Source organism: Nonomuraea sp. B19D2, assembly GCF_040137845.1.
GTDB lineage: Bacteria > Actinomycetota > Actinomycetes > Streptosporangiales > Streptosporangiaceae > Nonomuraea.
The window spans coordinates 21,657-40,710 of the sequence record NZ_JBEFAK010000007.1 but is presented as its reverse complement, the minus strand read 5'-3'; the positions used below and the strand labels follow the sequence as shown (position 1 = coordinate 40,710).

Annotated in this window: 22 protein-coding genes and 1 tRNA gene; 8 read left to right on the top strand and 15 right to left on the bottom strand. The window is 69.7% G+C overall.

The window, feature by feature from the left end:
* Positions 1-51: 51 nt before the first annotated feature.
* Positions 52-127: transfer RNA gene (locus ABN273_RS15140), tRNA-His, on the top strand.
* A 157-nt stretch (positions 128-284) separates the two neighbouring features.
* Entirely contained in the window at positions 285-509 is a 225-nt protein-coding gene (locus tag ABN273_RS15135) for a helix-turn-helix domain-containing protein (RefSeq protein WP_344990895.1), read from the top strand.
* A gap of 305 nt (positions 510-814) precedes the next feature.
* Here the strand turns inward: ABN273_RS15135 and ABN273_RS15130 are convergent, their stop codons facing one another.
* Both ABN273_RS15130 and ABN273_RS15125 read right to left on the bottom strand, forming a co-directional pair.
* Positions 815-2,365: an FAD-dependent oxidoreductase gene (locus ABN273_RS15130; RefSeq protein ID WP_349449409.1), complete on the bottom strand. Its 1,551-nt coding sequence runs from the start codon at positions 2,363-2,365 to the stop codon at positions 815-817.
* Positions 2,355-2,990, bottom strand: coding sequence for an acyl-CoA-like ligand-binding transcription factor (locus ABN273_RS15125; RefSeq protein ID WP_349449408.1), 636 nt, complete (start codon positions 2,988-2,990; stop codon positions 2,355-2,357). Before ABN273_RS15125 ends, ABN273_RS15130 begins: the two co-directional genes overlap by 11 nt.
* A gap of 101 nt (positions 2,991-3,091) precedes the next feature.
* On the opposite strand from ABN273_RS15125, the gene ABN273_RS15120 reads away from it, so the two are divergent.
* Positions 3,092-4,312 (top strand): NAD(P)/FAD-dependent oxidoreductase, encoded by a 1,221-nt coding sequence (locus tag ABN273_RS15120; protein ID WP_349449407.1) that lies wholly within the window; start codon positions 3,092-3,094, stop codon positions 4,310-4,312.
* On the opposite strand, the gene lat is transcribed toward ABN273_RS15120, so the two are convergent.
* The 5 genes from lat to ABN273_RS15095 form a co-directional block, all read right to left on the bottom strand.
* Positions 4,302-5,576: an L-lysine 6-transaminase gene (gene lat, locus ABN273_RS15115; protein WP_349449406.1), complete on the bottom strand. Its 1,275-nt coding sequence runs from the start codon at positions 5,574-5,576 to the stop codon at positions 4,302-4,304. The two genes, ABN273_RS15120 and lat, sit on opposite strands and share 11 nt — an antisense overlap.
* A 64-nt stretch (positions 5,577-5,640) precedes the next feature.
* Entirely contained in the window at positions 5,641-6,225 is a 585-nt protein-coding gene (locus ABN273_RS15110; protein ID WP_349449405.1) for an HdeD family acid-resistance protein, read from the bottom strand.
* Positions 6,226-6,229: 4 nt separating this feature from the next.
* The gene (locus tag ABN273_RS15105) at positions 6,230-6,595 is read right to left on the bottom strand and encodes a PPOX class F420-dependent oxidoreductase (RefSeq protein WP_349449404.1); all 366 of its coding nucleotides are present in this window, start codon (positions 6,593-6,595) and stop codon (positions 6,230-6,232) included.
* Positions 6,592-7,239 (bottom strand): PAQR family membrane homeostasis protein TrhA, encoded by a 648-nt coding sequence (gene trhA / locus ABN273_RS15100; RefSeq protein WP_349449403.1) that lies wholly within the window; start codon positions 7,237-7,239, stop codon positions 6,592-6,594. The genes ABN273_RS15105 and trhA overlap by 4 nt, the downstream gene beginning before the upstream one ends.
* 37 nt (positions 7,240-7,276) lie before the next feature.
* A complete protein-coding gene (locus ABN273_RS15095; protein WP_349449402.1) occupies positions 7,277-8,740 on the bottom strand; it encodes a penicillin-binding transpeptidase domain-containing protein in 1,464 nt (487 codons plus the stop codon).
* Positions 8,741-8,862: 122 nt separating this feature from the next.
* On the opposite strand from ABN273_RS15095, the gene ABN273_RS15090 reads away from it, so the two are divergent.
* The 3 genes from ABN273_RS15090 (at position 8,863) to ABN273_RS15080 (ending at position 11,396) form a co-directional block, all read left to right on the top strand.
* Positions 8,863-9,684, top strand: coding sequence for a spermidine synthase (locus tag ABN273_RS15090; protein WP_349449401.1), 822 nt, complete (start codon positions 8,863-8,865; stop codon positions 9,682-9,684).
* 285 nt (positions 9,685-9,969) lie between these two features.
* Complete coding sequence (locus ABN273_RS15085) at positions 9,970-10,260, top strand: hypothetical protein (protein WP_349449400.1); 291 nt, start codon at positions 9,970-9,972, stop codon at positions 10,258-10,260.
* Positions 10,261-10,265: 5 nt separating this feature from the next.
* Positions 10,266-11,396 (top strand): hypothetical protein, encoded by a 1,131-nt coding sequence (locus ABN273_RS15080; protein WP_349449399.1) that lies wholly within the window; start codon positions 10,266-10,268, stop codon positions 11,394-11,396.
* Between the two features lie 38 nt (positions 11,397-11,434).
* On the opposite strand, the gene ABN273_RS15075 is transcribed toward ABN273_RS15080, so the two are convergent.
* Positions 11,435-12,118 (bottom strand): response regulator transcription factor, encoded by a 684-nt coding sequence (locus ABN273_RS15075; protein WP_349449398.1) that lies wholly within the window; start codon positions 12,116-12,118, stop codon positions 11,435-11,437.
* Positions 12,111-13,850: an ATP-binding protein gene (locus tag ABN273_RS15070; RefSeq protein WP_349449397.1), complete on the bottom strand. Its 1,740-nt coding sequence runs from the start codon at positions 13,848-13,850 to the stop codon at positions 12,111-12,113. The genes ABN273_RS15075 and ABN273_RS15070 overlap by 8 nt, the downstream gene beginning before the upstream one ends.
* A 163-nt stretch (positions 13,851-14,013) precedes the next feature.
* Between ABN273_RS15070 and ABN273_RS15065 the strand changes: the two genes are divergently transcribed.
* Both ABN273_RS15065 and ABN273_RS15060 read left to right on the top strand, forming a co-directional pair.
* Positions 14,014-15,351 (top strand): serine hydrolase, encoded by a 1,338-nt coding sequence (locus ABN273_RS15065; protein WP_349449396.1) that lies wholly within the window; start codon positions 14,014-14,016, stop codon positions 15,349-15,351.
* A 38-nt stretch (positions 15,352-15,389) separates the two neighbouring features.
* Positions 15,390-15,542 (top strand): hypothetical protein, encoded by a 153-nt coding sequence (locus ABN273_RS15060; RefSeq protein ID WP_349449395.1) that lies wholly within the window; start codon positions 15,390-15,392, stop codon positions 15,540-15,542.
* Here the strand turns inward: ABN273_RS15060 and ABN273_RS15055 are convergent.
* The 6 genes from ABN273_RS15055 to ABN273_RS15030 form a co-directional block, all read right to left on the bottom strand.
* Complete coding sequence (locus tag ABN273_RS15055) at positions 15,535-15,864, bottom strand: nuclear transport factor 2 family protein (protein WP_349449394.1); 330 nt, start codon at positions 15,862-15,864, stop codon at positions 15,535-15,537. The genes ABN273_RS15060 and ABN273_RS15055 overlap by 8 nt on opposite strands.
* On the bottom strand, positions 15,861-16,949 hold the full coding sequence (locus ABN273_RS15050; protein ID WP_349449393.1) for a low temperature requirement protein A: 1,089 nt from the start codon (positions 16,947-16,949) through the stop codon (positions 15,861-15,863). The genes ABN273_RS15055 and ABN273_RS15050 overlap by 4 nt, the downstream gene beginning before the upstream one ends.
* 52 nt (positions 16,950-17,001) lie before the next feature.
* The gene (locus ABN273_RS15045) at positions 17,002-17,562 is read right to left on the bottom strand and encodes a hypothetical protein (protein WP_349449392.1); all 561 of its coding nucleotides are present in this window, start codon (positions 17,560-17,562) and stop codon (positions 17,002-17,004) included.
* Positions 17,563-17,657: 95 nt separating this feature from the next.
* Entirely contained in the window at positions 17,658-17,918 is a 261-nt protein-coding gene (locus tag ABN273_RS15040) for a 4a-hydroxytetrahydrobiopterin dehydratase (protein ID WP_349449391.1), read from the bottom strand.
* Positions 17,919-18,036: 118 nt separating this feature from the next.
* On the bottom strand, positions 18,037-18,642 hold the full coding sequence (locus ABN273_RS15035) for a hypothetical protein (protein ID WP_349449390.1): 606 nt from the start codon (positions 18,640-18,642) through the stop codon (positions 18,037-18,039).
* Between the two features lie 71 nt (positions 18,643-18,713).
* A complete protein-coding gene (locus tag ABN273_RS15030; RefSeq protein WP_349449389.1) occupies positions 18,714-19,022 on the bottom strand; it encodes a winged helix-turn-helix transcriptional regulator in 309 nt (102 codons plus the stop codon).
* Positions 19,023-19,054: the final 32 nt, after the last annotated feature.

The window sequence follows — 19,054 nt, the reverse complement described above, 5'->3', positions numbered from 1 at the left end:
TCCCGATTCCCGCTACACTTTTCCTGTGCCGCCACACGAGGGCGGTTCATGGTGGGTGTAGCTCAGTTGGCAGAGCGCCAGGTTGTGGTCCTGGATGTCGAGGGTTCAAGTCCCTTCACTCACCCCAAGTGCGCACGGCCGGTCCTTCGGGACCGGCCGTTGGCGTTTTCTCCCGACAACGGCCCCAAAACACGGAAATGCGAGTTATGCTCGCTGTCTACCGCTCACGCCGGAAGCACGGGGGCCATCGGCGATCTGACCGTCTGCGCGCCCCCGGAGGCCGGATGAGAGTCGACGACGCAGCGTTCGATAGCGTGTTCACGTCCCTGAGCAAGCGCGAAGCCGAGGTCATGGACCTGATCGCGACCGGCCAGTCCAACGGCCAGATCGCGCAACGGCTGTTCCTCAGCGAGAAAACGGTCAAGAACCACGTCAACCGCATCTACGCCAAGCTGGGCGTGGACTCCCGGGTCACCGCCATCGGGCTGTGGCTGTCCCGCCAGGAGTGACCCCGGATCACACCACCCGGCGCAGCGGCCCGCCCCCGAGACACGAACCGCTCCGCCGGTCTGCTTCCGTGTGCCAGGGTCTCGCCGCGCGGCCACGCCCACGCATCCCTGGGGCGCCTGCCTCGGCTGTGTGACGTCCCCCCGTCGCGGCGCCTTGGGGGCGTCGGTGCGCATGAGGGGCGACATGCGCACGCTCGGTGGCGGCCCTGGGATGCGGTGAAGTGGTTGGGCGCCGTGATGGCGCTGGGCCCCGCCGTGGAACCGCCCGACCGTGCACCAACCCGCCGGGGACGGCTGGGGGTGGGTCAGCCGAACCAGCGTTCCAGGGCTGATTGGAGGGCCTTCAGTTCCTCCGGGTCCGGGCGGGGCGAGGACGACGCCCAGGCCACGTAGGAGTCCGGCCGGAGGAGGAGGGCGGTGGCACCGGGCGCAGGAGGCTCGGGGCGGGCCGTCACGAGGTCCACGGCCGCCTCGTGCCGCCCGGACAACGTTCCCGACAGCTGCCCGGACTCGGTCAGGTCCAGGAGCAGGGGCCGCGCGTTCCGGGTCAGCTCCGCGAGCCGGACGGAACCGTCCGGGGTGAGCAGCGACATGTCCGGCGCGAACCGGCCGACGAGCGGGTGCGCGCCCGGCTCCCCCATGTCGTAGCGGACGTCGGCGCCCGCGATGAGCTCGGCGAGGTGCTGGACGTTGTCCCGGTGGCCGAGCAGCTCGGTGAACAGCTCGCGCAGCGCGGTGACGTCGCTGCCCGGCCCGATCAGCGCGGACTGCGCCTGGGCGTTCATGATCATGCGGCCGGCCGCCTGCCTGCGCTCGGTCTCGTAGCTGTCCAGCAGCCCGGCCGGGGCACGGCCGCCGATCTCGGCGGCGAGCTTCCAGCCGAGGTTGATCGCGTCCTGCAGCCCGAGGTTGAGCCCCGGGCCGCCGCCCGCGGCGGCGTACACGTGGGCGGCGTCCCCGACCAGGAACACGCGCCGGTCGAAGAACCGTTCGGCCATCCGCGTGTTGCCGCGGCTCAGCCGGCGCAGCACGTGCGGCCCCTCGCCGGCGGGCGGGCCGAGCGGCACGTCCACGCCGAGCACCCGGCCGATGCTCTCCCGCAACTCCTCCAGGCTCATCGGGACGTCGGGCTCCGGCTGGTCCCACTCGGTGGTGTTGATCAGCGGCGGGTGGCCGGGGAAGGGCGCGTACGAGAACCCGCCGCGCTCGGTGCGGTGCGGCAGGAACGGCGGGACGGCCCCGTAGCCGGGGACGTTCAGCGCGCCGGTGGCCGGGTCCACCCACTCCGCGGGAACAGTCACGTGCGCCGACCGGACGGTCGTCCGGTCGTAGGTGACGCCGGGGAAGCCGATGCCGGCCAGCTTGCGCGTGATGCTGTGCGCCCCGTCCGCGCCGACCAGGTAACGGGCGCGCAGCCGGTACGTCCCGTCCGGCCCCGAGACGTCCACCGTGACCGAGTCGTCGTCCTGCGCCAGGCCGGTGACCTCGTGCTCCCGCCGGATCTCCACGCCGAGCTCACGGGCGCGCTCCTCCAGCACCTGCACGATGCGGAGCTGCGGCACCGCCAGGCCGTAGATCGGGCTGTCCGCCAGCACGCTCAGGTCCAGGCTCATCGCGGCGAACATGAAGTACGCGGAATTCGGCTGCGGCGCTCCCGCGGCGCCGCTGAGGCGTTCGTAGAGGCCCCGGCGGTCGGCCATCCTCACCACCTGGCCGAGCAGGCCGTTCGCCTTGGGCTCCGGGCTGGGCGCGGCCAGGCGTTCCAGCACGATGGGGCGGACTCCCGCGAGGGTCAGCTCGCAGGCCAGCATGAGCCCGTTGGGGCCGCCGCCGGCGATGACAACGTCAGTGATCATGGTGTTCTCCTGTGTCGGACGGGATGGGAAGGCCCGCGGCGAGCCGGTCGAACACCTCGCGCAGCACCTGGCCGAGCGGGCGGGGCCGCTCGGCGCGCAGGCAGTGCTCGATGGCCACGGCGCTGCCGGCGCCGACCACCGCGGCGACCAGTTTCGGGTAGACGTCCTGCGCGGGATCGGTGCCCGTGCGCTCGGCGATCGCCCTGGCCAGCTCGTCCTGGGCGACCGCGTTCGCCTTGAGCACCTCGCCCTGCAGCGCCGGCTCGGCCAGCATGAGCCCGACCCCGTCCCGCCAGCGCCCGAACTCGGCTCCCGTGCTGTCGCCTGGTGCGAAGTTCGCCCGCACCGCGGCCACGATCGACTCCCACAGAGGTTCGCCGGGCGGGCTGGCGCGGATCTCGTCCGCGATCCGCAGCGTGCGCTCGACGTGGGCGGCGGCGACGGCCTCGGCCTTGTTCGAGAAGTAGTTACGGAAGGTGCGCACGGACACGTTGGCCGCGGCCGCGATGTCCTCGATGGTGACGTTGTCCCAGCCACGCTCGACGCACAGCCGGATCGTGGCGAGGCTCAGCGCGACTCGGGTCTCCCGCTTCTTGCGTTCGCGCAACCCGTTGCTGGTCTGCATGGCGCCAACGTAACAGATCTTGCCGAAAAGGCAAAAATGCCTTTTGGGCAAGAGAGTCGCACGCTGGTTTAAGCGGCGCCGACGAGGCCATGGACCTTGGCATGGTGCAGAGACCGCGAGTCGTGGTGGTGGGGGCGGGGTTCGCCGGGCTGGCCGCCACCAAGGAGCTGGCCAAGGCGGGGGCGCTGGTGACGCTCGTCGACCGCAACCCGTACGCGACCTTCCAGCCGCTCCTCTACCAGGTGTCCACCGCCAGCCTGGGCAGCGCGGACGTGTCGTACCCCCTCCGCACGTTCGCCGCCAAGTGGCCGAACGTGCGGGCACGCCGGGCCGCCCTGAGCAAGATCCTCCCGGCCGAGCGGCGGGTGGAGCTCGACGACGGCAGCGTGGTCGACTACGACTACCTCGTGCTGGGCACCGGCGTCACCACCAACTGGCTCGGCATCGAGGGCGCGCAGGAGAATGCGCTGCCGATCTACTCGCTCAGGGACGCGGCGACGTTGCGCCGCCGGTTCCAGCACTACCTGGAGGACACCGCGGCGGGCCGGCGCAAGAGCATGCACGTCGTGGTGGTCGGCGCGGGCGCGACCGGGGTCGAGATGGCCGGCACGCTGGCCGAGCTGCGGCGGCGCACGTTGCCGCTGACGCATCCCGAGATCCAGCCGGGCCAGACCAGCGTGACGCTGGTGGAGCGGTTCGACTTCGTGCTGGCGCCGTACAAGCCGAGGCTGCGGGACGCGGCGGCGCGGGCGCTGCGCCGGCGGGGGGTGCGACTGCGGCTGGGCGCCACGGTGGCGTCCGTCGGGCCGGACGCGGTGGTGCTGGCCGACGGCACGCGGCTGCCGAGCGACGTGACCGTGTGGGCGCTCGGCGTCACCGCCCCCAAGCAGGTGGGCAGCTGGGGGCTGCCGCAGAGCAAGGGCGGCAGGATCAGGGTCACGGAGGCGCTGAACGTACCCGAGCACCCCGAGATCTTCGTGGCCGGAGACCTGGCGGGGCCGCCCAACCCGCTGCCCCAGCTCGCCCAGCCGGCGATGCAGATGGGCAAGCACGTGGCCACGCAGATCATCGCGGCCGCGCAGGGGCGGCCGCTGAAGGAGTTCTCATATCGGGATCCGGGCATCATGGCCACCGTGGGCAAGGCGGAGGCCGTGTTGCAGCTGTCCAACGGGCTCACCGTCCGCGGGCTGCCCGCCTGGCTGGTGTGGATCTTCGTGCACCTGGCGTACCTGCTGGGCGGGCGCAACCGCATGACCGTGCTGCTCAACTTCTTCTGGCGCTACTTCGGCCCCCGCCGCGCGGCCACCAGCGTCACTCAGTGAGCGCCTCCGACATCGCCTGCAGGCCGTGGTCGACATCGGCCTCCGAGATGTTCAACGCCGGGCGCAGGCGGATCGAACGGTGTCCGCAGGGCAGCACCAGCACCCCGTGATCCTCCCTGAGCCGGGTCACCAGCGCGTCGCGCGTGGCCTGGTCCGGCAGGTCGAACGCGCACATCAGGCCCCTGCCACGGACGTTGGAGACCAGCTCCGGGCGCTCGGCCTCCAGCTTGGTGAGGCCGTCGAGCAGCGCGGTGCCGAGCGTGCCGGCTCGGGCAATCAGGCCGTCGCGCTCGACGATCTCCAGGATGCCCCGGCTGCGGACCATGTCCACCAGGCCGCCGCCCCACGTGGAGTTGATGCGCCCGCTCTGCTGGAACACGTTGTCCGGCACCAGGTCGACCCTGCGCCCCGCCATGATCCCGCCCACCTGGACCTTCTTCGCGAACGCCACCACATCCGGAGCAAGACCCAGCTGCTGGTACGCCCACGGCGTGCCGGTCGTGCCGCCCCCCGTCTGGACCTCGTCGAGGATGAACAGGGCGTCGTACTCGTGGCACATGTGCTGCATAGCCTGCAGGAACTCGGGCCGCATGTGGTTGTCGCCACCCTCGCCCTGGATGGGCTCGGCGATGAAACAGGCGATGTCATACGGATTCCGCTCGAACGCCGCACGCGCCTGCGCCAGCGCACGTTCCTCGGCCGCCTCGACGTCGCCGAAATGGATGGCGGGCACATCGATCCGCGGCCAGTCGAACTTCGGGAAGCGGTCGGTCTTGCCCGGCTCGGTGTTGGTCAGGCTCAGGGTGTAGCCGCTGCGGCCGTGGAAGGCCTTCGTCAGATGCAGGACCTTGGTGCCCAGGTCGCGGGAGCGGCCGGCGGCCTCGTTGCGGCGGCTCTTCCAGTCGAAGGCGGTCTTGAGCGCGTTCTCGACGGCCAGGGCGCCGCCCTCGACGAAGAACAGGTGGGGCAGCGCCGGATCGCCCAGCACCCGGACGAAGGTTTCGACGAAGTCCGCAAGGTGCTCGGTGTAGATGTCGGGGTTAGCCGGCTTGTTCCGGGCGACCTGGCCGAGCAGGTGGGCGAAGTCGGGGTCGAAGGGCGGGTTCACGCCGAGCGGCGCTGAGGCGAAGAACGTGTAGAAGTCCAGGTAACGGCGGCCGTTTCGGGCGTCGACCAGCCAGGAGCCGCGGCTGAGCTCCAGGTCGAGCACGAGGCGGTATCCGTCGACGAGCAGGTGGCGGGCAAGGCGGGCGTGTACGTCCATGGCGACTCCACGTGCGTCGAACAGCTTATGTTCCTCTTGTGAAAGGCGGGCATCTACATAAAATTTACGGGATACCTACCCCAGGAGTGAAGTTCTTCACACGCAAGGCCAGGGCGATCTCGGCGATGCCGTGCAGGATCGCGAAGACGCCGACCAGCCAGACGAGGCTGAGCAGGCCGGCGCCAGGCCAGATGAGCAGCAGGACACCGAAGATCGCCGAGAGGATGCCGCCGACGATGAGCATCCACTCCTTGTCGATGACCTTGCGCAGCTGGATCCCGGCCACGATCTCCAGAACGCCGGTGACGATGGCCCAGAAGGCCACGAGGTAGAGCAGGGCAAGCGACGTGATGGCCGGCCAGATGAACGTCGCTACGCCGATCAATATGCCGATAATTCCGGAAATGATGAGCCAGGCTCTCGACCTCGCCCCGTGCCGGAACCCGGCGAACAGCTCGAACACCCCGCTCACCAGCGCGTACGCACCGAAGAAGATCACCAGCACGAACAGCGTGATCCCCGGCCAGATGAGCGCCAGGAAGCCGAACAGAATGGCCGCGAGGCCGCGCAGGAGCAGCAGCCACCACGATCCAGCGATATCTCCCATGCTGATCTGGTTTCCGAGCAGTGCCGGTAAACAGACCAGCATGGGGTCAAATGTCGGTGATGCGGACCCCCACGGTGCCGGTGCCGCCCCTGCGGAGCTTGCTGCCGAGCAGCGTGATCCACCCCATGAGCCCGTACTTGCGCCGCAGCAACCCGCGCACGCGCTCGGTCTCCGCGGCGTCCAGCACCACGGCCCGCCCCTTGACCGGCTCGGTCCTGAGATTGCCCCTGAAGTCGCACCCCGCCACGCTGACCTCGGGGTTGTTCCTGATGCGCTTGACCTTCCCCGAATCGGCGACGGTCCAGATGACCACCGCGTCTCCGTCCTGCGCGGCCCACACCGGGGTGGCGACAGGCGTGCCGTCCCTGCGGTACGTCGTCACCGAGATGTACTGCTCTGTCCCGAGATTCACATGTGCGAATAAACCACAATCGACACCGCGATGTACTGCACGAGGTACGCGGCGAGGGTGAGGGCGTGGAAGACCTCGTGGAAGCCGAACCACTGGGGCGACGGGTCCGGGCGGCGCAGGCCGTACACGATGGCTCCCGCCGAATAGAAGACGCCGCCGACGGCCACCAGCACGACGGCGGCCACGCCCGCGCCCTGCAGCAACTGCGGCATCACGAAGATCGCCGTCCAGCCCAGCGCCAAATAGAGCACGGTGTAGAGCCAGCGCGGCGCGCCCATCCAGAGCACCCGGAACAGCACCCCGGCCAGGGCCCCGCCCCAGATCACGGAGAGCACCGCGATCCGCGCCGCCCCGTCCAGCGCCAGCAGGGCGAAGGGCGTGTAGGTGCCGGCAATGATCAGATAGATGTTCGCATGATCGAACCGGCGCAGGAACTCCGCCAACCGCGGACCCAGTGTGCCCCGGTGGTAGGTGGCCGAGATCCCGAACAACAAACCGGACGTTGTTGCGTAAACGGCGGCGGCCAGACGCGCCTGCAGGGTCGGGCCGAGGGCCACGAGCACGAACCCAGCGAGCAACGCCACGGGCAGCGCTCCGGTGTGCAACCAGCCTCGCAGCCTCGGCTTCACGGTGATGGTCGTCATGAAACCTACGGTACCGTAGGTTACCCTCCCACTCGGGTTAGAGGCCGTTGAGGAAGCGGGCGGCGACGGGGACGGCGGCCTGGCGGCCCGAGCCGCCGTGCCGTACGAAGACGCAGAAGGCCAGGTCGTCCCGGTAGCCGATGAACCACCCATGCGACTCGTCGCCGTCACCCACCTCGGCCGTCCCCGTCTTGCCCGCCACGCCCTCCGGCAGCCCCATGTCGCTGGCCGTGCCGTGCTCGACCACGGCGGCCATCATGCCCCTGAGCGCGGCCACGACCTGCCCGTCCATCGGCACGTCCTTGTGCGGGGTGCCGTCGATGCGGCGTACCTGCGGCTCCGACAGCAGCCTGGGCGAGCGCCAGGTGCCGCTCTGCACGGCGGCGGCGAGCGCGGCCATGCACAGCGGCGTGGCGACGACCTGGCCCTGGCCGATGACGTCCGCCGCGAACATGTCCTGGTCGTCGGTGTCCGGCACGGTGCCGCAGGTGCCGCCGATGCCGGTCGCGATCGGCCGCCCGAATCCCCACTCGTCGGCCGTCTCGCGGAGCTGGTCCGCGGTGAGCCTGGTGGTGGCCTGCTCGACGAACGTCGTGTTGCAGGAGTAGGCGTACGCATCGGTGAAGCTGACGAGGCCGCGGTCCACTTTGCCGTCGTTGTCGAAGGAGCTGTGGAAGGGGATCGTGTACGTGCCCGGGCACTGGACCTGGGCCGCCGGGTCGAGCCCGTTCGCGAGCAGCGCCGCCGCCGTGATCGTCTTGAAGACGGATCCGGGCGGGAAGACGTCGCGTACGGCGCTGTAGTTGTCCTTGAGGCGGTCGGCCAGCGCGAGGATCTCGCCGGTGCTCGGCCGGATGGCGATGATCGTGGAGTCGTCGACCCCGTCCAACGCCCTGGCGGCGGCCGCCTGGACGCTGCGTGACAGGGTGGTGCGCTCGACGTTGGCCTCGGGCTGACGGGTCATCAGCTGCCTGACGGGCTGTCCCGGGATCTTCGAGACGAGCTCCCAGCCGTGCCCGGCCTGCGTGAACTCGGGTTTGAGCTGGTTGAGGTACGAGTCCGCGTAGCTGTCGTTCGGGATCCTGTCGCCCTCGCTGGTGACCAGCTCGGCCGCCGCGGCGTCGATCTCGTCCAGCTCCAGCGTGCCGCCGTCCTTGAGCAGGGGGTGCAGCGTCTCCGGGGCCCACAACACCTTCCAGGCCCGATCCCGTACGCCGAGCCGCAACGTGCTGTCGAACGGCCACGCCCCGAACTCGGCGAGCTGCCGCACCCCCGCGAACGGCACCTCGGCCGCCCCCTCCCCCGTGCTCTTCAACTGCCCGGGAGTCAGCTTGACGGACTCGACGTGGAGGTCCTCCGTCAACCGGTGGTGCTGGACGGCGAAGTCCGGGGGCGGCTGGTACACCAGGCGCGCCATGCGAGGCACATCACCTTTGCGCCAAGCGTCGAAGTATGCCGCGGCGGTCTGGGAAGCGCTGCCCTTGACCCGGTTCGACGCCATGACGGCGAAAGCACCCGCCCCAACTACCGCGACAAGAGCGATAACGAGCACAATCAGCCTTCGTCGTCGCATACGGTTTCTCCCAGGAGGGGATCAGCGTGGCACGTGGACAGCGGGAACCGATGCCTGGCCTGTATCCGGTGACGTTCGGCGAGATCGAGCTGCTCCGGGATCTGGACAGGCAGGACGGCTGGGTGCTGTCCAAAGATGGCGTACCGCAGTCGTACGTCGATCTACAAGACCCGACATTTCTGGAATTCGAGTATGTACGACTCATGGCGGATGTGATCGACCTTTTGCCCGAGGGGCCGCTGAGCTGCGTACACGTGGGCGGGGGCGCCTGCACCATCCCCCGCTACATCGCCGCCACCCGCCGGGGCTCCCGCCACATCGTCATCGAGCCCGACGGCCTCCTGATCAATCTGGTACGCGAGCAGCTGGACCTGCGGTCGGTGCCCAAGCTGAAGGTCATCGTGGAGGGCGGCCGGGAGGGCACCGCCAAGATCTGGGACGCATCGGCGGACCTGGTGGTGCTCGACGCCTTCACCGGGGCGACGATGCCCGTGGAGCTGGCCACACTTGAGTACATGGGGGACCTCGCCCGCGTCCTCCGGCCGTCCGGCACCCTGTTGATCAACATGGCCGACGGGAAGGGCCTCGCCTTCGCCAAGCGCCTGCTCGCCACGGTGACGCGCACGTTCGGGCACGTGGCCCTGCTGGCGGAGCCGGGCATCATGCGCGGCCGCCGCTTCGGCAATCTGATCGTGGCGGCCTCCCGTACGGCGCTGCCCGTGGACCTGCTGACGCGACGTGCCGCGGGCGGCCTCACGCAGGCTCGATGCGTGCACGGGGAGGCGCTGACGAACTTCATCGCAGGCGCCTCCCCCATCAAGGACGGCGACCCGGTCCTGGCCCCGGTCCCTCCACCAGCGGTCTTCGGCTGACCGTTCCCAAGGACTGAGCATGAGTTGCGCATGCTCAGCCGGGACGGGCCGTCACCATCCAGCAGCAGATCACTCCAATGCCGCTCAGCGGCCCCTCACCTACCAACGCGTTCGTCGAACTCGTCGCCGCCGACAGGCCCGCACGCGCACCGCGCCGCGACTCCACCGCGCGAGATCATCTCAAATGTAATCGCCAGGTTAAAAAAGTCCTACTAGCCCGCTGAGAGCGGCCGTGAATATGCTACATATGCCACCAATGCGACAGATGCGACAGAGGGGGCTTTTGTGGCGGATCGCGAAGACGGGCTGGCGTACTCGGCGTCCGGGCTCCTGGACGGCACGAAGGGCTATCTGGACGAGGGCGAGGCGATGAGCATCATCGCCGAGCGTTTCAAGCAAGACGCCCGTCTCAGCACGTGGAACTTCGCGATGGTCGCCGGCACGATCGATCTCGCCGACGCCTACCACGAGCGCCACGCCGACGTCTCCGCGTACCTGGACGATCTGCAGAGGGCCATGAAGGAGGCGTCCGCTGGCATCGCCGCCAGCAAGCGCAACTACGACAAGGTCAATTAGCCGCGATGGACACCTTCGACCTCACCCCGCTGCGCGACCTCGTCATCAACCTGATCGCCGCGCTGTCCAACCTCGGCGACGCCAGCGACGAGCAGCGGCTCAAGGACGCGGCGCAGGCCCACCGGCAGCTCGCGCGGGACCTGGACATGCTCCGGATCGACCCGGTCATGAACGCGCTCAAGGAGTGGCGCGGCGCGGCGGCGAACGAGTTCAGGCGGCACTGGCGCAAGGTCGCCGACACGAAGGTGCTCGACGACGTCATCGAGGGCAGCGAGAAGGTCGCCGAGGTCCTGGACCAGGCCGCGTACGCCGCGCACCAGACCAGGGAAGCGCTCATCGAGATCATCAGGGCGGTCCTGGAGGCCATCGCCATCGGTTACGCGCTGTCCATGGTGTCCGCCTGGTTCTCGGCCATCGCGCAGTACAAGCGGGCCATGGAGGTGGCCTGGCAGGGCGTCACGCTGCTGCAGAAGCTCGGCCTGATGATGCGGTCGCTCAGGCTGGCGCTCAGCACCCTGCCCAAGATCAGCAGGCTGGCCAGACTGGGCCGGCTGAACGTCGCGCCGCGCGGCCTGGTCGGCAAGGGCGCGGAGTTCGACAAGATCTTCACCCAGAGGTTCCTCACCAACCTCGCCACGTTCAAGAAGACGTGGAAGATCGCCTTCGGTCCCGCGGTGATCGGCACCGAGATGCTGGGGCAGGGCTTGTCCGGCAACAGCATCTTCAACCTCAACCTGACGTCGTTCGCGCAGGCCTCCAGGATCTCCACGGCCGCGGCCTCGTTCGGCACGGTCGGTGGCGCGCTCGGCGCGGCCGGGAAGGCCAGGCTGCTCGGCTCGAAGCTGGCGGCGACGAAGTGGGAGTTCGGGGCCGGCCTCCTGCAGGGCGCGTCCGGGGCGGCGTGGGCGGCGACGCTGGTGAAGTCCGGCTGGCAGATCGCCGAGTCGTCCGCGTCGTTCGGCGGCTACGTCGCGCTGCGCAACGGGCTGATCTCCCTGGTTCCCCAGTGGAGCAAGCTGAGCCCGGTCATGCAGAAGCAGCTGATCGGCTTCGTGCCGACGGCCGGCTTCCGCGTGTGGCGGCCGCTGTCCACGCCGGAACAGCTGGACATCGAGCCGTTCAACCGGCCGAGGTGACCGGTTAGGGGCCTATCAGTCGATTTCTGGAACGGCTGCTAGGCCACATCGGGGCCGAGGTAGGCGAGCACGGCGGCCACCCGCCTGTGCACGTCGCCGCTGTTCTCCAGGCCGAGCTTGGTGAAGATGGCGTTGACGTTCTTCTCCACCGACGAGATCGACAGGTGCAGGGCCCGGGCGATGGCCGAGTTGGAGCGGCCGTGCGCCATCTCCCTCAGCACATCCCGCTCACGCGCTGTCAGGGCCTCCCGCTGCCCTCGTACGTCGCGCCTGGCCAGGAGCCCCTCCACCACCTTCGGGTCGATGACCGAGCCGCCGGAGGCGACCGCCCTGATCGCTCCCAGCAGCTCGTCGAGGTCCCCCACCCGGTCCTTGAGGAGATACGCGTAACCCGCCGTGCCGTGCTTGAACAGCTCGAACGCGAACAACGTGTCCGAGAACTGCGACAGCACCACCACCCCGACCGCCGGGTGGGCGGCGCGGATGCGGTGGGCCGCGTCTATGCCCTCGAAACCGGGCCGCCAGTCCCCGCCCGGCATGCGGATGTCGGTGATCACGACGTCGGGGGCGAGGCGGCGGACGGCGTCCATGAGCTCGTCGGCGTCGCCCACCGCGCCGACGACGGTCACCTCGCCGGACATGTCGAGCAACTGGCGGGTGCCCTCGCGTACCAGGTAGTGGTCGTCCGCCACCACCGTACGGATGCGCGCGAGATCATTCATCCGCCGGCACCCACGCGGTCAAACGTGTCCCCTTCCCTGGCGAGCTGTCCACGGTCAGGCCGCCGCCGAGGGCGTCCAGCCGGTCGGACAGCGTCGCCAATCCTCTGCGATCCGTGGCGGACGGGTCGAAGCCCGTGCCGTCGTCGGCGACCGTGGCACACAGGCGCCCGTCCGCCTGCGACAGGCGTACGTCTATGGTGGCGGCCGCCGCGTGCTTGAGCGCGTTGGCCACCGCCTCGCTCACGGTGAAGTACATGGCGCCCTCGATCTCATCGGCGAACCGCCTGGAGCGCAAGGAGGGCGGAACGGTCACCGTGGTCTGCACGGGCAGGCGGGAGCAGCGCTCCTCCACGGCCTCCACCAGGCCGCCCTGGCTGAGCGCGGACGGGTGGATGCCGGCCGCCAGCTCGCGCAGGTCGGCGAGCGTCTGGCGGGCCTGTTCGCGCAGGTGGGCGAGCATGTCGGGGCCCGCTCCCGTGGCACGGGCCAGCTCGAGCCCGGCGATGAGCGCGACGAGCTGCTGCTGCACGCCGTCGTGGATGTTGCGCTCAATGCGACGGCGCTCCGCCTCCTGCGCGTTGACCAGTCGGGTGACCAGCCCGGCGCTCTGGATGGCCAGCCCGGCGGGCACGGCCAGGGCTTCCAGGAGCCGCCGGTCCTCACGGGTGAGCGAGCGAGGCAAGGAGCCGGGCAGTGAGCCCGTGACGAGCGGTGGGCCGCATTCGATCTGCCCGAGGCCCCCGCGTACCGGCACCGCCAGCACCGCCGCGCCCTCCTCCTTGCCCGCGACCACGCGTCGGCCGTCCGCGAGCGCCACGGCCGCCCACCTGACCTCCAGCCCGGCACGCACGGCCGCGGCCAGCCTGCTGAGCAGTTCCACGGGCTCGGGCGCGTCGTCGAGCGCCGTGCCGAGGTCGGACAGCACCTCGCCCACCGTCGGGCGCACGTCGAACATCAGCAGCAGCCGCGATCCCCTGATGCGGATCCTGATGTCGAGCAGCCGGTGCCGGACGACCGCCACCCCGATGGCCGCCGGCAGCGCTCCGATCAACATCATCACCCCCGCCAGCCCGGACACTCCCACCCTGGAGCTGAACACCAGCACGCCTCCGGCCATGGTCGCGGCCACGCCCCCGACCATCCAGGCGTACTGCCCGCGCTCGGCCCGCTCGCTGCGCCGCCAGCGGACCACGAGCCCGCAGAACACGATCGCCGCCATGATCCATGTGACGAACTGCCCGCCACCGGCCAGGAGAGCGGCCGCCGGGGACACGTCCGCCATGCCGTACGGGCTGAAGCCGATCCAGGCGAGCCCGGCGGAGTGCGCGGCGACGGCGACGCCCGAGATCCACGCGACGGGCCGCCACCGGCGCGAGGGCAGCCGCCCGTCGGGGAAGAGCAGCGGTACGAAGATCCAGGTCAGGCCGTAGAATCCGGCGGACATGCAGCTGAGCAGGGTGACCAGGAGGTCGGGATACCCGCCGCGGACCGACAGCCCCACGCCCAGCGTGCCGAGCCCGAGGCATAACCCGCTGGCCAGCAGCAGCCAGCCGTAGCGGATCTCCGGACGCCTGAACGCCAGCAGCCAGCCCAGCGCGGGCAGGATCAGGCCGAGCGCGATGAACATCCACTCGGTCGCCGGGACAGGCCACCTGCTCGCCAGCAACGTGCCGGCCACGATGCTCCCGGCCGCGATCGTCGCCAGCAGCCCGGCCACCAGCCTGGAACTCATAGGCCCCCATCGTCGCGGGCGTTCGGGAGATCGTCTATGAGGTTATCCGCATATTTCCTGCGGCCATCCTCACCTGCCAGAACGGCGGCCCGCTTGGTGGCCCGCGGCCCCGCGCCCCGGTTCGCTGGAAACACGCGAAACCCGAGTTGAGGAGGAACCTCTCATGTCGAAACCCGCCCGCGTCCTGGCGGCGGCTGCGGTGGCGGTCACCATGACCGCGTGCGTGAATCAGCCCGTCCCGGTCCAGGCCACCGTAAACCCTGCCACCGCCGTGGCCGCACCCGAGATCCCCGACACGCCTGCCGGCAGGCAGCTGCGCTGGCTGCTCGACGCCGTCTCCCGCACGCCGATCCCCGAGAGCGAGCTGGCCGGGCACTTCGCCGCCGGCTTCCTCAAAGACATCCCGGCCGACCAGATCAACCAGGTCCTGGCGGCCTTCAAGGGCATGCGACTGGAACGGCTCGCGCAGTCGCAGGACCGTGCGCTGGTGGCGGTGGTCGTGGCGGGCGGCACGGCGCAGGAGGTCCTGCTCTCCGTGGACGCCGCCAGCCTGATCGACGGCCTGCAGTTCCGCGTCCCGGAGCCCAAGAGCTGGGCCGAGCTGGACGAACGCCTCCGCAAGGTGGCACCCCAGGCCGGCTTCATGGCGGCCGAGCTCGGCAAGGGCGGCGCCTGCCGCCCCGTGCACGCCACCGCCCGCGGCGTGGCGCGCCCGCTCGGGTCGATGTTCAAGCTGTACGTGCTGGGCGCGGTGGCCGAGCGCATCCGCGGGGGCGCGTTCGGCTGGGACAGCCAGCTCACGATCAGGCCCGAGCTGAAGAGCCTGCCGTCCGGCCAGTTGCAGGACCGCCCGGACGGCAGCAAGGTCTCCGTCCTGGAGGCCGCCAAGCTGATGATCTCCATCAGCGACAACACCGCCACCGACCTGCTGATCCACAAGGTTGGCCGGAAGGCGGTCGAGCGCACGATGCGGGCCTGGGGCGGGCACGACAAGCGCAACGTGCCCTTCCTCACGACGAGGGAGCTGTTCGTGCTCAAGGGCGCCGGCTATCCCCGCCACGCCAAGCGCTACCTGTCGCTGGGGACGGCGGAGCGGCGCGCGTACCTGGACGAGGTCGTCGCCAAGGTGCCGCTGTCCGGCATCACGCCGTGGACCGCGCCGCGCGAGCTGGACACGATCGAGTGGTACGGCTCCCCCGCCGACCTCTGCGAGGTCTACTCCCGGCTGGCCAGGCTGCCCGACGAGCACATCGGCCAGGTGCTGTCCGTCAACGACGCCGGGCTGCGGCTGGACAAGGGCCGGTGGCCGTCGGTGTGGTTCAAGGGCGGCTCGGAGCCGGGCGTGCTCGACATGAGCTTCCTCGCCCGGACGTCGAACGGCGAAAAGTACTTCGTCACCACGATGGCGATCAACCCGAGCAGGCCGTTCGACGACACGAAGACGGCCCAGCAGCTCCTCGCCCTGACCCGCGGCGCGTTCAGCCTCGCCAAGGGGCGCTGACCGGACTGGCGATCGGAGAGCTGGCCCAGTCGGCGGGCGTGAGCTCGAGGAACGCGACCGGGCTCGTCGACACCCCTGAGCGCCCAGGAGGGCCGACGAGCACGTTCAGGCTGCACGACGGCAAGATCACCACGATCATGCTGATCTTCGACGCGGCGCCGTGGCGGCCGATGGCGGCGGCGATCAGGTGAGCGGCATGGCGGCCGCCGTCTGGCGCCAGATCTTGCCGTCCCTGATCACCAGGGTGCCGTACGTGGTGACGCGGTTCCCGTTGATCGTCATCAGGGCGTTGTAGAAGATCACGTCGTCGGTCGTCCGCGCCGAGACGATCTCGTCGACCCGGGGCTCCGCCGAGAAGTACGCGGTGAACAGGTCCTTGATCTCGGCGTGCCCCCGGGCGACGCGGTCGAAGCGGACAACCGTGGCGTCGTCGTGGTACTGGCTCAGCAGGGCCTCCAGGTCGCGGTCGGCGATGGCGGCGAGCTGGCGGTCGAACAGGTCCTGGGCGGTCATGCGGCACCTTCCGGCTGGGGGCGGTTGATCAGGTCGTACGTCACTTGCGCCGCAGCGTAGAGGAGGATGAGCGGGAGCGCGGCCACGATCGGAAGCGCCGAGGTGGCGAGCGTGAGCGCCGCCGCGGCGAGGCGGATCGTGCCCGTGCGCCGGTCGGACGAGCACAGGTGCTGCAGGCCGAGCACGGCGAGCACCAGGGCGGCGGGCAGCCCGACGGACCAGCTCGTCGAGGCCGGGTGCTCGATCGCGTGCTCGATCCCGATCCCGAACGCCACCAGGCCGAGCGAGAGCGGCAGGTGCGAATAGACCCACACCTGACCGGCCAGCCGGGTACGCAGCACGACGGACTCGTCGATGTGGCCGAAGTACGACCACCAGAACCCCATCGCGATCGCCACTCCCGCCAGGGCGATCAGCAGCGTGCCCGGCGTGACGTCGTGGCCCTTCAGCCCGACGACGACCGCCGCCACCACCTCGCCCAGCACGATCACCACGAACAGGCCGAAGCGCTCCGGCAGGTGCTCGGTCTGCGGCGGCAGCTTGCCCTGGTGACGCCTCCCCAGGAGGGGCGTGGCGAGGTCGATCACGGCCGCGACGGCCCAGAACGCGTAACGCTGGGGCGGCTCGACGGCCAGCGAGGCCAGCCAGATGAGCCCGGCCACCGTGAACCCGACGGCGTAGTGGGTCGTCAGCGGCCTGGCCTCGGGAACGTGACGGCCGGCGCGGACATAGGCCACGACGAGCAGCACCCTGGCCACGGCGTACGAGATGGCGAAAAGCCCGGAACGCTGGCCGATGTCGCCAACGCTGGCCGCCATCGTCGCCACGGCCAGGATCTGCGGCAACGCGAGCAGCCGGTGACTGACGTCGTCGGTGTCGAACCTGTTGGCGTAGAAGACGTATCCCGCCCAGGCCCACCAGACCGGCACGAACAGGCCCACGAACGCCGGCAGGCTCTCGGTGAGCACGTCGGCCAGCTCGGCGACGGCCACGACGAAGACGAGGTCGTAGAGTAGCTCCAGCCAGGTCGCCCGGCGGTGCACGTCTTCGAACAGCCGTAATCTGGGGGGCTGCCACTGGGTCACGACTACTCCTGACTTCGCTATGTAATTGTGTAATTATGCCCGGTTCTGGCGGTCAGGGCACCTTTTTCAGGGTCAGGCAGGCCACGCGAACCCCGGCCGTGCCCACCTCCGGGCCCGAGGTCTTGGTGGGCTGGGAGTGGAGGACGAGCGAGCCGGGCGGGTTGAGCGGGTCGAGGGCCCAGTCGTTGCGCGCGGTCGAGCGGCCTCCGCCGTCGCCGTTCGTGGTCACGTCGAGCCAGACCTCGCTGCTCGGGCTGATCTCGCCGCGACGGTGCTGGTAGTGGGGCCCGGAATCGTCGGGCTTGGCACCGCAGGGCTTGGTGTGGAGATGGACTCCGTAGTGGTGGTTCGGCAGCAGGCCCTCGACCACGAGAGCGGTGCGGGTCTTGTTGCCGGACGACTCGACGGTGACGCTCGCCTGGGCGCCCTGCGGGACCAGCTTGCGATCGTAGGCGATGGCGGAGGTGTCGGAGGTGCTGAACTCGCCCCCACCGGACAGTTTGACCTCCCCGGTCGGCGGGACTTCGCTGGCGCCCGCGAAACCGTGGACCGAGGCGGGCGGCCCCGCGCAGGCTGTGGTGAGCATGGCGAGCAGGAGTGCGGGCATGCGCATGAAACCCTCCATGGTTCGAGCCCTGACGGCACTGCGGGCTCCGGGAGGGCACCCACTCTAACGAGTAATCGACCTACTACGGTTCGTATTCGCGCTCAGGCGCCATGTTTCGCCGCGATGTCGTCGATGATCGCGGCCAGCGTGAAGTCGAGGTCGGTGAGACCGCCCTTGTCGTGGGTGGTGAGGGTCAGATGGAGGGTACGCCAGCGGATGTCGATGTCGGGGTGGTGGTTGAGCTCCTCGGCCTGCACCGCGATCTCGTCGACGATGCGGATGGCGGTGGGGAAGTCGGGCGCGGTGACCGTGCGCCGGATCTCGTCACCCTCGCGCCGCCATTCGGGCAGATTCTTGTCCATGGCGTCACGTTACCGAAGGCCCAAGGAATGCCTCATGATCTTGCCGTGCTCCCCCGCCTGCGGCTTCCCGGGATCAGACGAAAGCATCGTAGACGGGGGCGAGGACAGCAGAGCAGGTTCAGTGCTTCCACCAGTCGGGGCCCTCGAGCGGGGCGGCTCTGGGCAGCGAGTTCAGCGGCACCCCGGGACCGGCTTCGATATACACCCAGACAGCGTCGGACGCGGTCTTGCGAGCAGTCTCGACGGTCCAGTCGTCCTTGATGTACGCGTCGTCCACGTGGTATCCCTCACCGCTGCCGTCGGCGCTGACCCACATCACCACGTAAGTGATCTTCAACCCGAGCCGCTCCATGTCGGCCCTGACCTCGGCGACACTCCTGCCGCGAGCCTTGTAGCCGTCGATGGGCCCGCCGTCGGGAGGCGGGGAGATCAGGGCCGAGGTGGCGTAGCGCTCCCCTGGCGCCGCCGGTCGGCCGATCCCGAAGACGACCTTTCCCTTGAAGTGGACGGGGATGGAGACCGTGCCGCACCAGGCGGAAGGGCAGTTCTCTCGCTGCGATCTGGTCACGCCCGTGCCGGGCGGGAACTTTCCGTCCATGATCGGGCCGACCAGCTCGCCCACCATCTCCGGCGGCACCGGGGCCTTCTTCACCTCGGCGTCCAGCCCGACCGCCCGGAACGCCTCAGTGAACTCCGCCGCTTCGGCCTCGGGATCGACTCCCATCCGTTCTCCCTTGTTGCGGCGGTGTCACCACTCACCCCATGTCCGGAATGTAGGGAGCATTACCGGGCGGTTCAGACGGATTGGGTGCGATAGCGGAGGATTTCGCCCACGTGCTCCTCGGCCCACGAAGCCACCACCGAGACAGGATCGCGCAGCGACCGCCCGAGCGGGGTCAGCTCGTACTCCACGCGCGGCGGCACCTCCGCGAACACCTCCCGCGTCACCAGCCCGTCCTGCTCCATGGCCCGCAACGTCTGCGTCAGCACCTTCGGCGTGACCCCGCCGATGCGTGCCCTGAGCTGGGTGAAGCGCATCGGCCCTTCGGTGAGGCTGAGGAGCACCAGCACCGACCACTTGTCGCCAATCCGATCCAAAACCACTCGCGTCGGACAGTTAGGGTCGAAGACATCGC